The sequence below is a fragment of the Corynebacterium sp. HMSC056F09 genome (assembly GCF_001815785.1).
GTDB classification, from domain to species: Bacteria; Actinomycetota; Actinomycetes; order Mycobacteriales; family Mycobacteriaceae; genus Corynebacterium; species Corynebacterium hiratae.
Genome location: NZ_KV821899.1, coordinates 1 through 15,733, shown reverse-complemented (window position 1 = coordinate 15,733; position 15,733 = coordinate 1). Strand labels below are relative to the sequence as shown.

Annotated in this window: 4 protein-coding genes; 1 reads left to right on the top strand and 3 read right to left on the bottom strand. The window is 59.7% G+C overall.

Going from position 1 to position 15,733, the window contains the following annotated elements; all coding sequences use genetic code 11:
- Window positions 1–17: 17 nt before the first annotated feature.
- Genes HMPREF3056_RS02470 through HMPREF3056_RS02460 form a run of 3 tightly spaced genes read right to left on the bottom strand, consistent with a single transcriptional unit; the run spans window position 18 to window position 14,459 of the window.
- Entirely contained in the window at window positions 18–6,722 is a 6,705-nt protein-coding gene (locus HMPREF3056_RS02470) for a DEAD/DEAH box helicase (protein WP_070754034.1), read from the bottom strand.
- Window positions 6,723–6,774: 52 nt separating this feature from the next.
- A complete protein-coding gene (locus HMPREF3056_RS02465; protein WP_070754033.1) occupies window positions 6,775–11,436 on the bottom strand; it encodes an Eco57I restriction-modification methylase domain-containing protein in 4,662 nt (1,553 codons plus the stop codon).
- Entirely contained in the window at window positions 11,436–14,459 is a 3,024-nt protein-coding gene (locus HMPREF3056_RS02460; RefSeq protein ID WP_070754032.1) for a DEAD/DEAH box helicase, read from the bottom strand. Before HMPREF3056_RS02460 ends, HMPREF3056_RS02465 begins: the two co-directional genes overlap by 1 nt.
- Window positions 14,460–14,919: 460 nt before the next feature.
- Between HMPREF3056_RS02460 and HMPREF3056_RS12925 the strand changes: the two genes are divergently transcribed.
- Window positions 14,920–15,654 carry a DUF4352 domain-containing protein gene (locus HMPREF3056_RS12925; RefSeq protein ID WP_083317769.1) on the top strand — a complete coding sequence of 245 codons (735 nt, stop codon included), beginning with the start codon at window positions 14,920–14,922 and terminating at the stop codon, window positions 15,652–15,654.
- Window positions 15,655–15,733: the final 79 nt, after the last annotated feature.

Genomic DNA, 15,733 nt, shown 5'->3' with positions numbered 1-15,733 from the left:
CTTTAAAAGTCAGCGGATCAGGAGGCGCTTAGCGCCGCGGTCAGGGAATTCGGAACGGATTCGAAGTCAGCGCCGAAGACTGCATAACCCTCAGCCTCGAAGTCTTCGCTCAGGTCTTCAACATCCTCAGCAAAGAGCAACAGCACCTTTTGCTGCGGCCACTGCGCCACCACCGGGATACCGGAGACCTCACCACCGACGGAATCAACATCCGGCTCGGGCAAGCCTGCCTTCGCCATCGCCCGCAATGCTGCATGCACCTCCGGCTCGTCCGCAAAGGCATCCAGTGCCTCGGCCCAGCCAGGCGTCATCACGGCGTCCGCTCCAGAATCCGCAGGCTCATCCACAGCCCGCAGCACACGCTCGTTTGTTTCTTCAGCAGACGGCGGGACAACCGACGGCACGCCACGCGCCACCACTTCCTCCACCACGGACTCCTTCACCTCGACCTGTGCGAGGTCAGGGTCCAGGTAGGCCATGTTGCTCAAGCCCAAGAACAGCCGCCAGGCTTCCAAGTCCTCGGAGACGTTGCTGGCATCGAACCGCACGCGACGGTGGGCATCCCCCACACCCGCGGTAACAGTTCCCAGGTAGTTCTTCTCAAATCCATCCGGGACCTGCCTGCCGCCAAAGGATGCCTCGAGCAGCGCAGTCTTGCTCAGCGTGGTCCAATCGTTGACTGGCTCCATTAATAGAGCAAGCAGCAGCCCCGTCGGATCCATGTCCACGCGATTCAACAGGTCTTGGGATGCGTTGTACTTCTTTGCCATGGGTGGTCGTAGGTCTGGCTTCACCCACACCGGCGGATCCACCGGCTCGTTGCGCACAGTTGCCTGACGGGCATCGATATCCTGCCACGTCAGCGACCACGGCAAGTATCCCAACTCGTACAAACCATTGCGCTTATCAAAATCGTCCTTCACGCGGTTGTGCACCGCACTGGCGTGGAAGGCAGCACCGTCCAGGTAAACGGCGATGTCACGGATGGCGTTATCGCGAGTGGAGAAGACGAAGTCCGGGATGGTGCCGCCAATCTGCTTCTGCTCCTCCATGACCCAATCATGGCGCGAGCCTTCAAAGCTGATGTCCCACTGCGCGTGGTTTCCCTTCATGGATTCCACCACCGTGGCACCGCATTCCTTCAAGTCCGCGCGAAGCTGCTCCACAAAGCGCTGCTCCAGCTTGGACTGCTCGCTCCGCTCCGGTCGCTCCTCCGTCAGGTGGCCTTCCCAGCTAAAGGACGCCGGATCAGCATCAATGGAGACATGGAGGTCATCGGCCAGAATCTTACGAAGCGCCACCACCGCAGCCTCACGGGAGGTCTGCGGGATCTGACTACTGCGTGCAAAGGGCAGCAAACACGACGGGCAGCACTGCCGCACTTCCTCAGCGCAATGGCAGGAGGCCAAGCGGCGATAGGCCACGAGCAGCATCTGGCGCACATGCGCCGGTTCCGTGAACTGCGCCAGGTAACCAGTACCACCCGGCACGGTGTCATGAATAAGCAACATGTCTACCGGACTGCCATCGGAATCCACGCGCACGGGCTCGACGTCCAAGTGATCCGGGTTGCCGCCCAGGTACTCCTTGAAGCCGAGCTTCAACGCGGCCACCAACGAAGGCAGCGTGGTGGACTCCACCATGCCCAACAACGCCGGCAGGTGCACCAGGACCGCCTGCGTGCCTAGGCTGCGCCCCAGAGCAAAGCTAATGGAGTGCTCTTCAGCGGCGTTGCGGTACTCGCACCATGGCGCGTGGTCCTGCCAGCGGTTAGCCCCCACATCAGAATCCAGGTGCCCGCAGCGCTCGCACACGCGGAACAGCGGCGCCTCGCGTTCTACTGCCGCAAAGGTGCGCGGGCTGCCACCTCCCATACGGCCCAGGTTCAGCCAACGCATCTCCACGTGCGCCAGGTACTCCATGCCGAAGCCGGAGTCAGACAGATACCAGGCTTTACCGCGCCCGCCCTCGGGCACATCAAAACTCAGCTGCGTTTGGAAGCGCAGCGAGGTGCGGTCATCGGTGATGTCATTGATGGCGGAGCGCGCCGCGTCCACGGTGGCATAGACCTTGGTCATCTCCACTACATCAATGAGCTGGTTCCTATCCGCAAAGCCCTTGGACCCACACTCCGGGCAGGCACCGACGCGCGGAGCGGCCACGGCCACATCCTCATCGCTCGAGAGCACCGCACCCGTGGCCTCCGAATATGAGCACTCCGGGCACAGGCGCCATTGCGTCAGCGCCGAGTGGTGCTCGCCCAGCTCCACCGAGTCCACCTTCGCGCCCACGCCCTGCACGTAGAAGGTATTGCCGGGGGCTAGCTCCGTCAGCGCGGAAGAGACTCCACGGCTATAGCTATAGGTCTCCGTCTCAAACTTCTGCACCTCCTCATTGAAGGAGGAGACAGCCAGGTTGAACTCCACGGCATCATCCAACAACGTAAAGTTCGGCAGCAGCCCAAAGCGCTCCAAAGCGCTGATCCAGTACTCATCAGCGTGGTCCTCCAGCTGCTTGCGCACAAACCTCTGGGAAGCCACCGTGGCGTCATACTGGTTCTTCATCTCCTCATCCTCCACCGCGGAGGCCTCCACGCGTGCCTTCAACTCCGTCACGCGCTTGCTCAGCACTTCTCGGCGGGACAACAGCAGCTTCTGTGTTGCACCCCAGCGCTCACGCGCGGATTGCAGGTCCACCACCATGCCGGACGAAGCACCGTCCTCACCCGGCAGGCACCAGCCGCGCAGCTCTTCTAACACTTCCGCCGAAGCATGCTGCGCCACCGTGGAAGCAAAACGCTCATAGGCCGCCAACACCACCGCGGGTGAGAGCTCAACCAGCGCATCCACCACGGAGTAGCTGGCATGCGTGAACACATCGCGCGCGCTACGCAGCTGCTCTACTGAGCTCGCCACATCAGTGCTATCCAGCAGGTAGGCCACGAACTGGCGATGCATGATATCGCGCGCGGACAGATACGCCGCAGGTGCTGTCACCGAACCAGCGATGGTCTCCAGCGGGTGCTCCAGCGTGGTCAGTGCGCGCCCGCGCCCGCGCACCAGCGCCACGATGAGCGAGTTACCCGTCAAACGCCCGGCGCGGCCCACGCGCTGCACGTAACTGGCCACCGTGTGCGGCATGGAGGAGAGCATCACCGTGGACAGGTCACCGATGTCGATACCCATCTCCAGCGTCGGCGTGGCCACCAGCACGTTCGGCGCGGAGGCTGACTGCTCAGCAAAGGGCCGCTTGAACTCATCTTCCAGCTCCTTGCGCCTAGGCGTGGGCACCAGGCCTGTGTGTTCTTCCGCCACCACTGTGCGGGTATTCGTGGTGCGGTAGAGCTGCTGGTAGTAGTTATCCTCCACACCCACGGGCACGAAGTGCCCGGTACAGGACAACGTAAAGCACGCCACCGAGGACATTGCCTCACGCGCCGCGGCATCCACACCCACGCGTAGGTGGCACACCGGGCACTCCAGCAGCCCGGGCTCAGCTTCTTCGCGCACGACGATGTTCTCCGGAGATAGCATATACACGCGCCCGCCCGTTGCGGTGGGGACGGAGGAGACCACTTCTTCAAATTCGAGCTGCTTGAACAACTCCGCTACTTGGTTGGCGGCATCGAAGACACTGCTTGTCGAAGCCCCCAGCGCCGCCTTCGTCCACCGTGCGTACCAGCCCTTCTGGGAGTCCAACGGCATCGTGGCGTTGTTATCGCGCTTGCCCAACGCCCCCTTGAGCGCCGCCCCCGCACGCGGGAATTTCGGCGCACCACCGCGCACGAACGCAGGTATTCCCTTGGCACGCGCCTGACGGCGGTTAAGCAACCACGGGTTGCAGTCCTGGCGCAGGTACTCCTTGAGCCACGGGTGCGCGATGCCACCGGCAATGCGCATGTACTCCACCACGCCGCGCGCCCAGGCCAAGAGCTCCGCATCCGTGGCGAGAGTCCCCGCCACCGCACGAGCCGCCGACAGCAGCACCGCATCATCCACGTCCACAGACACCGACAACGTCCCCGTCGTCACCAACGAGCGCGGCAGATCCACCCGGTCACCGAACTGCAACGCCAAGTCCAAGTCCAAGCGCGACTGCAACGCCGACAACGCTCGCCGCTGCTCCGCAGCACCCGCGCCTTTTTCCCATACCGCCCGGTAGCGCGGTGACTCCTTCAGCTGCGGTGGCAACAACTCATAGAGTGCGCGCGACCTTACTGCCGGGTCTGATTCCGCGCGCGCATGCTCCACCATGCGCGAAGCCACCGAAGACAACGGGACGCCTGCGGACAGGGTGGCCTGTGGAGATTGTGAGGACTGTGAGCACTGCGAGGACAGCGCCGCGCTTGACGACGAATCCGCGTCTGTTGAATCTGATTCAGCAGACGCGACAGGGTCAGCAAAAGAACGAACAGCTCGCCAAATACGCGCACGCAGCGCGAAGGCCCGCGCACGGCTTTGCACGAAACCCGCACGGTGCGCGGCATCTTGCACAGAGTCAGCGAAGACCAAAGTCTTCTTCTCTGAGGAATCCAAATCATCCATACCGAAGAGATTGCTCAATGCCACTGAGAGCAACGTGGCCACTGAGGAGCCTAAGAAGCGCATCGCATCGTCTTCACCACAAGACGGACACTGCTGCGCTTTCGCGCGCTCCTCTGTATCCTCGCCGGAATAGACCAGCACCGGCACCACGGGGGACTCCTCCATGGTTTCCGCATCCGGCGCCTGAGGCGTCAGGCCCGGCAAATCCAGGTTCAACCACGCCACGCGGGAGCTCTCGCCGTCTGCGCGCGTAACCCCTTGCGCTACCTCACTCATGGCATCAATGAGCGGGCGCTGACGCTCCGGTGCGCTGATGGCAATGCGGCGAATCTCCTGCGGTGCGGTGACATACGTATCCCCACCGGGCTGCTCCGCCAACATCCACCCGGAACGCCCGCAATGACGGCAGTAGATCGCCGGCAACCATGCCTTGGGTGCATCGCCAGCAGTCTGCACCGTGTGCGCGCCCATGCCTCCATCATCAGACCACCTAAACACCGAGGTGCGTGATGATGACGCCACTGCCCTGTCGATGCGGGAGATCTCGCGCACCCACAGGTGCAGCTCCACGCCGGGGAACTTCTTTCCATCCCAGCCCAGCGTTGCACCGAGCTCCGCGCGCACATACGCGATGAAGGACAACATCAGGGATAAGAATTCCACGGCCAACTCACGGTGGCTGCGCAGCACACTGGCAGGGAATACTCGGGATACCAACGGTTCCACCGCAGCAATATCGGTACCCGGCACACCGGCTTCACCGTGCTCCAACGGCACCGGTGTAGCTGCCTCACGCAGTATCGCGCACACCAACTCATTGCCCGCCATCGCCAGAACTGAATCAGCCAAGTCCGAAGAAGAACCGAAGACGTGCCGGCTCATCGCTTCAAACACCGCCACATCAAATGACGATGACCCGTCAGCGTCTTCACTATCAGCAGAAGGAGAACCGGAAGCAGAGCTGGAAGCAGCAACCGCAGTCGTAACCTCATCAACGACTTTCTGCATCACCTCCACCGAAGGTGTCGGCGTCGATGGCGGAATAACTTCAGCAGAATCGGAGCCCGACGAGTCTTCGTCGTGTGAAACGACGGCCCGCAGCTTCGCCACCAATGGCCTGACCGTGGCCTGCCACTCCTCCACGGTCATGAGCGTCTCCCCGACCACAGCGTCCGGAGGCATCTGCTCGCCGAAGACCGTGTAAGCAAACGACAACATATCGCCCTGTGGTGCTTCAGGCTCAGCACCGGAGGAACCACTCTCGGTCGCGCCTTCGCTTCGGGTGTCTTCGGCACTCTTGCCCCCCAACGTTGCGGAGGTCGCCACCGGCGTTACCTTGCCCAAAGGACGCTGTTCATCCTCAGGCGAAAGGAAACCTTCGGGCTGATACTTCTTGAGCATCAACCCGAGGCGGCGCAGCAACATCGCCACGTCAGTGCCCTGGGCCGCGTCATAGGTGTGGAACTCATCGAGCACCAAGTACTGCAAAGACCGCGCGGACTTCTCCCACAGCTCACGGTCCTGATCACGCAGCAGCAACTGGTCCAGCATCTTGTAGTTGGTCAACAGGATGTCCGGCGGGGTATCGCGCAGCACCGAACGGTCAGAAATCAAACCATCCTTCGATGCCTTCCTACGGCCACCCGACACCACCTCGCCGGTGTAGATACCCGCCGTCACCCCGGCGAGCTCAGCCTCCGCATGTAGCAACTTGGCCAAACGGCGTTCCTGATCGGACGCCAGCGCGTTCATCGGGTACAGAATCAACGCCTTGATTCCGCTGCCGTTAGAACGGCGACAATGATCCAGAATCGGATAAAGGAAGGACTCTGTCTTACCGGAACCGGTGCCGGTTACCACCAACGTGGGCGACGGCCGACGTGACTTGCCCGTGTCGTAATCAAAAGACGATAACCGCGAAAACGCCTCTGCCTGGTGGCGATAAGGTTTAAAGCCTGACGGCAACCAACCCAAAATCCCATCCCACGACCTTGCCGGCGCATACGGCAAACGCGTGCGCACATATGGCCCGTAGAACATGCCACCCTGCGGATCGTTGAGGAACTCGCGCAGTTGCTGGGAGGTCAGATCCTCTGCCAGCGAAAACGTGGTGGTGAGGTACTCTGACAACCCATCAACGATGTGGTTTGAGGCGTAGGTAGGGATGAGACTCGACATTAGGTGTTACTTCAATACTTTCGGTCTTCTGCTTCGCTTCTGACTTTCCGAACTACTGCTGGTCCATCATCGCAGCATACTTTTCATACGCTGCCGCCAAGTCCGCTTCACGGTCCAATGGCGCAAACGGATATTCAAAGACGTACTCCACACCGGACTGCGGATGCGTCCACGTACGGTCCGACTCCGAAAGCTGCTGCCCATCCTTGAGCTTCTTCTCCAGCTTGAGGACTTCCTTCGGCACTAGACGTCCGTTAGCGTCATAGAAGTCTTCTCTATCTGCGGATCGCAGAACTGGGAATTGAGTTTGATAGATTTCTCGAAGCTCCTCGCTGGTAACTCCCCACGATATTGCAGCTATAACGTCAAGCGCGTTTTGCGCTTTCCACCTTTCAAGTGCGTTGCGATAAGGAAATTCATTCGACCATACCCCGTACCCTAGCTTCTCCAACAAAGGACTGTAGGCGCTTGTCAAGCAATTGAGACGCAAGAAGATTTCCAATGCCTCGTCTTTCAGAGAGTCGCTAACCACCGAAGGAACGAGACCAATCGAGGAGACATAAATATGTCCTGCGCCTAGCGAACGAACTAGGAAGTCAGCCAACAAACTCGAACAAAGCATCCCGAGATTCAAGTAGCTGAAGTTACTCGACCAAAAAGAGTTGACGGCATTGACGTGAGTCGCACCGGGCGGCACTACTGCTGACTTCAAAGTACGCTTTCCGGTCGTATTACCGACGTACTCTCTCCAGGCCACCCGATAAGTTGAAGCAACTTCAACGATTCGGTCGTCGTCATTCCACAAACCATAGGCACTCGCGAATTTATCGCTATACTCTAGCCTCTCAAATTCGCAAGGTGGGACATAATTTGAATCTATGGATTCCAAATCGACTAAATCCCAATCCTGATTGTGTCTCATCGTAGATCGTGGAACTTTCGAGAATGGTACATTCACGTCAACATGGGGGCCCTTTAGGACAGTTTCATCCCAACTAGCCGGCACAGTCCACTTTGATTCAATGAAACCGTCACGCCTGGCATTGGACTCGTGCCATCCTCGGGAATACCAGAGCTTCTCTGTGGAGATCCTTGGCAGCGTAGCCATTTTCGCAAGCACTATGTCAGCGGCCTTATTGACGCTGTAGACCATGCAAGTTTCAAGTAAAGGCGTACCTGGCTCCTCAACAATTGAATTCCAAACCTTGAGCGTTTCTTCATCGACCGTGATGATGCGGTCGCGGTGTGGACGCAGGTCCCATTTGCCGTCGTCGTCTTTGAAGCCCGGAAGGTTTCCGGAGCCATCATGGCTGAAGGAATCGACCACCGTTCGCGGGTGATAGAGCGACGCTGCAGAAAGGAAACTTGGTTCTTCTCGGCGCTGCCCATAAACATGGATTCCGTAGCTCACAAGATGGTGAACATCAAAAAGCGACAGCTCATTAATGAATTGCCAATGCCTACGCAGGCGTCGATAAGCACCAGCTCTTAGTGCCGCTGCTTTCTTCTCCGTGAAGTGGGACTCGGGGTGAATGAGTGAGATGATGCCATTCTCGGCAGCATTTGCCCACGTGCGTTCCATGAAGCCGCGGTAGAGATCGGGCTGTTGGTTTTGTAGGTGGGGGTAGCGGGTGGCGTCGCCAAGCACTGCGGAGGTGACTACTGCTTCCGCAAGGCCCTTAGAAAGCGTCTCCAGTACGGCGTCGTTGCCGGCGAGGAGTTCGCGGCGCTGTTTCTTCTCTGCCTGGGTGGGCTTGTTGGCAAGGCTGAACCACGGGTCGTGTTCAGACAGCAGCGCATCCATGTCGGTGCGCGGGCGCACCCACGGCGGGTTGCCCACCTGGAAGTCGAAGCCACCCTTGGCCATGACGGTGGCGAAGTCCAGGTCCCAGTGGAAGAAGGCTTGCTCCTGGGCGATGGTGTTGGCGGTCTTCAGCCAGGGGTGTGCTTCGAGGACGTCCTCGTAGCGCAGGCGGCCGGAGGTGGAACGGTCGAGTGATTCGACGTAGTCCAGCTCGTCCCAGGTCATGTCGAAGCCGAAGGCATACTGGTTGTCCTTGCGGTAGCGCTTCTGGCCTTCGTTGGGGATGCCGAGGAGGTCCTGCATGGTGGCGAGGTACTCTGTGATATCCGGAAGCTCATCAGTGGCGGTAACCGGCCAGTACCAGAGTGCGTTCCAGGCGTTCATGGCGGTGCGCAGGCGAAGGTACGCACCTTCATTGTTGTCGAGGAGTTCTTCCTCCACCTGGGCGCGGGTGACCACATCCGCGCGCTTGTCAGTGTTGGGTTCCTGACCCCACAGGTCCAGGTCACGGCGAACTTGGTCTTCGGCGATGCGCAGGCGGATAAGGGACAGCTCCCAGAGGCGCTCAACTTGGTTGGACAGTGCGGTAGCGAGCTTGGTCTGCGTTTTGTTCAGTGGCTTGCAGATGGACTTCTGCCAGGCCTCCATGGCCTCGATTTCTTCAGCAACAAGGTTCTCGAGGTCCTCGGCGTCCACGGCACTCCCCCACCCACGGCTAGGAACGAGGAAGTGATGGATGCGGCCAGCTGGGTGCTGATCCGTCTCGTTGGCGTCGATAGCCTCCGCTAGTTGTTTGAGCGGGTGGTGCTGCGGGGTCAGCGTGAGGTAGTTCTGAACTCCCTTCTTTTTCACCGCGGTGGTGGACACCTCTTTGGTGCTGAAGGTGGAGCGGGTGGCACCCACCAGGGAGTTGCCGTGGCGCAGGTGCAGGCCGAACCAGGGAGCCTTGAGCTCCTTGGTCATGGTGTTGAGCCACAGGGATATTTCGGCAAGCTCCACCGCGGTCTTGTTGAGGTCCACGCCGTAGACCTGGTGAAGAGCGATGGAGGCCTTGACCTTTTGCAGCTCCTGGGTGCGGTCCTCACCGGGGACTTCCTTGCCCAGTTCGGCTTGCTTCTTGGTCAGGTAAAGCTCCGCGAGCTGGTTGACGGCTTCCACGGCGAAGGCGCCGGATCCCATGGCGGGCTCACAGATGGTGAGGGTGAGAATGTCGTCGGCGTTGTCGATGCGGCCGGTTGCTTTGAGCTCCTCGATGGCCTGGCCCACGGTGAACTCGGTGATGACGGGTGGTGAGTAGAAGGATGCGGAGCGCTCGCGGTCACGGGAGGATTGTCGGTAGACAAAGCTGCCGCGGGCGTGGGTGCGCTGGACGCGCTCCACGCCGCCGTGTTCGCTTTCGCGGTCCTCGTAGACGATGGAATCCTGCGGAAGCGTGCGCGCTTGTGGTTCGGGTACCACCCAGGAGCCCTTGGAGGTATCGCCGTGTTTGGCTACTTCCACGAGGTCTTCTTGGGCGATGAAACCGGTATAGGACATCAGGCCCTCGTAGACCTGGCCCAGTTCGGTCACGCCGAGGGTGGCGTAGGAGATGAAGCCGCGGTCACTACCCCGCTTTTCTTTGGTGAGCAGGAGGTTCTGCAGAACGCGGTGCAGCGCCAGGTTGGAGAGCTTGACCTCATCGATGTAAGAGGTGGCTTCAGATTTGAACAGGTCTGCATCGAGGTTGCGGAACTCCAGGCCGTCCTCGGTGGCGTTGGCGTCGAAGAGCTCAGCGTTCTCATCGTGCGGATCGTGGCCGTGGTTGACGCGTTCAAAAAGCAGCTGCAGGCTGTCGTAGAGGTGCGTGCCGTTCTGGGTGCGGTGCGTGGTGGGCTCGGTGAGGATGAGGTCGCGCAGGCGGGAAAGGCCATAGCCTTCGTCATAGTCGTTGTCCCCGGTGGGCAGGATTTGTAGCTCTGGGGAGGATTCGGCGAAGAGGAGGAAGAGGATGCGGTAAAGGTAGCGCAGGGCTTGGTTGGCCAGTTCGTTGCCGTCGATGTCGGTGGTGGCATTGTTTTGGGCTCGGCGCTGCAGGACGTCGTTGCCGATGATCTCAATCGAAGCCTTGATGGCACCGCGCAGTTCCTCGGAGACTTTGACGGAGTGCTCGCGGGCTTGGGCTAGGGTGTCGAGCCACCAGGTGGTGCCATCAGCACCACGCATGGTGTGCTCGGCGGCAAGGATGGAGACTACTCGGGGAAGCTCGCCTTTGGCTTTCTGGTCGTTGCGCTCGACGGCCAGGCCCAGGTCCACGGCGAGGTAGCGGCCCAGCGGCCAGGTTTCGCGCTCCGCCAGGATTGCCCAGCGGCCGGCAAGCACCAGGATGAGGTCGGGGGCTTGCTCGGTGAGGAACAGCTCGCCAACGAGCTTGGAGGCGGTGATGTCGAGGGCCTTGGCATCACCGTTGGAGTTCTGGTTACCCAGCTCCGGGTCGACGCCAAGAAGCGGGACAGTGGTGAGATCCTCCACGGAGTCCATCTGCCCGGCGCGCAGGATGACCAGGGAGTGGTTCTTGTCCGCGGCGGCAGTAAGCGTGAGGGGCTGGCCGTTGCGGGAAAACTCGAGACGCTGTGGCTGCGGGTAGCCGAATGCCTCGGCGATCAGGTCGTAGACCTCATGCAGCGCATCGTCGGCTGCCTCCATGGAGAGTGCGGAGAGCTTGGTGTGCAGTGCTTCCCTGCGGGAGGTCAGGCGCAACAGCGGGGATTGGGCGTGCTCGTGGCCGGCGCTTTTGGCATCTTTGTCCGTTGCTTTCCACTCTTTGACGGCCTCCTCCACGCGCTTGCCAAAGGAGCTGCCTTTGTCATCGGTGGTGAAGTAGTAATCCGAGATCCATTCCTCGACGTTGATGATGGAATCGAAGTCTGCCATTAGCGTGCCTCTGCTTCGTTGGTGTGGGTGTGTGCGGCGCTGGTGCGTGCAGCGTCGGTGTTGTCTGGGAGGATAAGTGCCAGGGGGCGCACGAGGGAGCGCTCCGGGGCCATGGATTTCAGCAGCTCCTCGTCCTGGTGGATAAGCCGCTTGGTGTCCTTGATCTTGAGGGTCTGCTGGCCGGAGTTGGCCTGCTGCCAGATAGCGGCGCGCTGCTGCCAGCCGGCGATGCGGTCCTGCGCGTGGTCTAGGTTGGTGTTCTTGACCACGGTGAGATGGCTCTGCGCTGCCTCCACGGCGGCGGCGATAAGCTGTGCTGCGGTTTCGGGGACGGCAAACTCGCCGGGGTTGATGGCGTTGTCTGTCAGGCCGATGCGGCCCAGCCAGGCATAGACATCTTCGTGAACCTCAATGTCCACGGCCTGCATGCCAGCGGGAACGTCGAAGCCGAAGGGGCCTTCCGTGGCGGTGAGGAAGGTGCGGGAGAGCACCTGTCCACGGGAGTTTGTCAGGGTTCCCATGAGCAGCAGCGTCGGCGTATCCACCGCGCCGAGGACGGCGGGGATCTCGCTCTGTGCCATGTTCGTCAGGGCGCGATCGGCGGCCCATTCGGAGACAGGGTGCAGTGGTCCGAGGAAATGGGCGCGCGGCCAGGACTTCTCCGAATCACCTTCGCGCGCGGCTTTAAGGTGCTGGTTGCCGCGGCGCTCAGAGGTGGCGAGCATGAGGCGCTCGGTGACCTTGCGGTAGGACACGTAGTCCTGCGGCAGATAATCAAAACGCCGGCACAGATCACGCGGAGGGGTCAGCTCCACGATGTCATTATCGTGCTGCACATAGTCCACACCACCAGCGCTCAAGGGCTTATCCGCGGAGTCTTGGTAGGCCTCCGCCAGGGCATCACCGAGGTAGTCCTTCTCCGCGCGGTAGAGGCTGTGGCGCGCTGTGCGGCGTGACGGCGCGGGGGTGGCGCCGTCAAGCGTTGAGAATTCTCTGTTCTCGTCGTCTTTGGTGCTCTCGGGGTTATCTGTGCTCTCGGCGTCGTCGGGGCCGTTGGTGGCAGCGGCGGCAAGTAGCGCCCAGATGTCATCGCCCAGGCCGGAGGCAGGAGCAGCCTCGTCGGGTTCAGCGTTAGGCGCCGGCTTGGCGTGCGCACCGGTGAGGATCTCCTCCGGGGAGGCCACGACCTCATCGAAGTCGCGCTCGTGCATGAGCACCGCGCGGATCTCATCCTCCTCCGCCTTGGGGTTGTGCTTGCCCATGAGTGGGGCGGCATCACCGAGGAGCTGGTTGGCGGAATACTCGCGGTCAATGAGGCGAGTGAGCACGCGCAGCTCACCGATGGATTCGGCCACATCCGCATCCTTCGGGTCCAGCAGCAGGGAGGTAATCTCTGGCTCGTGCTCCTGGCCGTAGCGGTCGATGCGGCCGTTGCGCTGCTGGATGCGGATGAGCGACCACGGGATGTCATAGTGCACCAGGTGGTGGCACTGGGCGTGCAGGTTGACGCCCTCGGAGGCGACGTCGCCGGTAATCAGCACGCGAAGAGGGGTGTCGGAGCGCTTGAATTCGTCGATAATTGAAAACACTTCTGAATCAGAAAGCTCGCCATGCAGAACTCGTACTGCCCCCTTCGGGAGCTTGAGGTGTTTAGCGATATTCTCTTGCAGCCAGTAAAGGGTCTGAACCCTCTCAGAAAAGATAACCACGCGGCGATCAGATCCCTTCTTGACGCCGATCTCCATGAGGTAATCGATCAGTGCGGCGAACTTATTTGAGTTCTGCTCATTGACTTGTTCGTTTAACTCTGCCAGACGAACAAGTTTCTCTCTTTCCAAAACAACACTTCGCGATTTCCGTCGATCAATGGAATCCTTTAACGCCGCTGGTGAAGACAGGAAAGCCTTGACCAAGGTCCAGGGGAAGAGGCGGTCATTCGCCGTGGTGGCTGGGGTATTGATCCAATCCTCGACGATAGCGCGCGCCACAGCGTTTTCCTCCGGGGAGGCATCCACCAGGATGTTGCGGGGCTCGCTGCGCTTAGCCCACTTCTCCCCCACCACGGAGGCCACCTCCGGTGAATTGCGGTGGCGGCGGATAATCAGCTTCTTTGCTGCTTCCATGTCGATAGAGCCGTCCGGGAGGACAGAGAGTGGGTCGAGCAAGCGCAGGATTTCCTTGAAAGATTCCTCGCGGCCGTTGTGTGGGGTGGCCGAGGCCAGAATGAGGGACTCGGTGGTCGGTGCCAGCGTACGGGCCAATTCATTGTTCTGGGAGCCGGCGTTCGTGGCGTTATGAATCTCATCGATGACGACGGCATCCCAGCGAACCTTCTCCAGCTGCGCGCGGTACTTCGGTGCTTTAAGCGTATCCATGGACACAATGACGCGCGGGAAGTAAGTAAAGGGGTTCTTCGATGCCGGCAGCTTCTGGCGGACCTTCTGGATACCCTGACTGTCCAGGCGAACCAGCGGGATGGCAAAGCGCGTCCAAAGCTCCTGCTGGAATTGCTCCATGACGTGCTTGGGCGTGACGACGAGGATGCGCTCTCCCCTGCCGCGGCGGATAAGCTCCGCCAAAATCATGCCGATCTCCAACGTCTTGCCCAAGCCGACAGCATCCGCGAGCAGCACGCGCGGGCGGATACGCTCATCGGAGAGCGCCGACTTCACAGCGGAGAGCTGATAATCTAGCGGGTCCGCTAGCATCTGCGTGGCTACTTCCAGCTGCTTTTGGTACAGCGGCACCGGCGTGCGGCGAAGCGTGGACTCCAGCCACAGGCGGGTATGCCGAAACTGCGGTGACTCATCCGGGCGGACCGTGACGTTGGCTGGATCGAAGACCTCGATATCATCGAGCGCAGTAAAGAAAGTGGCGGTGGTATCGCGCACGTAGTCGCTCACGCCTCGAGCCCGAATACGGAAGCCATCGGTGGTGCGCGCGACGTTACTGACCAGCCAGTGCTCGTCGCGGCAGGAGATGGTCACGCCGGGAGCGAGCTGGGAGAAATCGGAGAGACTCATGGAGTCCAAGGTATCAGCGGGGATGGACCTTATTGGGCTGATTGTGGCTCAGGAGTTCGAGAAAATGAAGGCAGAAAATGCTGCAGCAAGAACTGCCGTCTCCTAGGTTGTGCGGCCCCCAGCATCGATCCCACAGGACTTTCTCCCTGAGCATCACCACACATAGTCGCTTTGCAGTTCCAGAGTCAGATGCAACCCACCAGTTCAAGCCCTGGTAGAGGCATGTTGGGGGTGCAAGCATCCAAGGAATTAACGTTATTGATTTTGACTTGAAAGACGAATAAGCGATATTTATATCACGACGTTCTCTCGTCTACAACAGGAGCCAACAAGCGCAGCCTGACTATCTACACGAATGGCACCATAGCTTCGGATTGTTTCCCCACCGACCACCTTATTAAGGCTTGCATCGGTAGCCCTCTCTCCTTCGACAAACGACCAATGAAAAGTTCGATAAAATATGGTAATTGACAACTCAAACCCGTTCAACGTTCCCGAAGTTAGGAAGCAGAGCTTCTTCAAGAAACCAGTGCCCCTTTGGTCATTGGGCGCCGCGCTAATCGCAGGTCCACTGCTAACCTTCGGCGCCATCACACTCGCGGATGATGGAACGACTGACGCTCGGGTAAACACCGACGAGAATTCCTCGGCGGTTCCAGCCAACTTACACTCAACTGCACCAAGTTCGACTTCAACCGGACAGGATGATTCCCCGTCTTCGACAGACGAAGGTCAAAACATTTTTTCGGTGGGAGAATTATCTACCAACCACGGGATCCATCTAACAGTAGAATCAGTTGAGATAGTCAGTGAGCTAGGGATTAAAAAAGAAGCTCTCGAGTACCTCACTGATTCAGAAGCTTTAACCCCAGATAACGACGGAGCTAAGTTTGTCCGAGTAAACGCTTCTATTACTAATGAGAGCATCAAAGCCCTTCATTTGTCATGCGGCTTTGACGGCTTTACGGTGCTCATGAATAGCCAAGGACAAGAATATACCACTGTTAAAAATCTGTACCATCTCGAAGGAAACCCTGACTGTTCCGATTCAATCGCTCCTGGTTTCTCGGGGAAAGCATCTTACGTCTATGAAGTGCCTGACAACCACGAATTGGGGTACTTTGTCTACGCAGATCCTTCAGTTTCAGGCGCTACCGACAATCCGACCCTTATTCGTTTGGGAGAATCCGTCTAGCGAACACTTTAGGTTCAGATAGCAGACACCTTCGCATCACGAGGTAATAGGGCCCTTCCGGTTTTAGAGTGCGTTGATT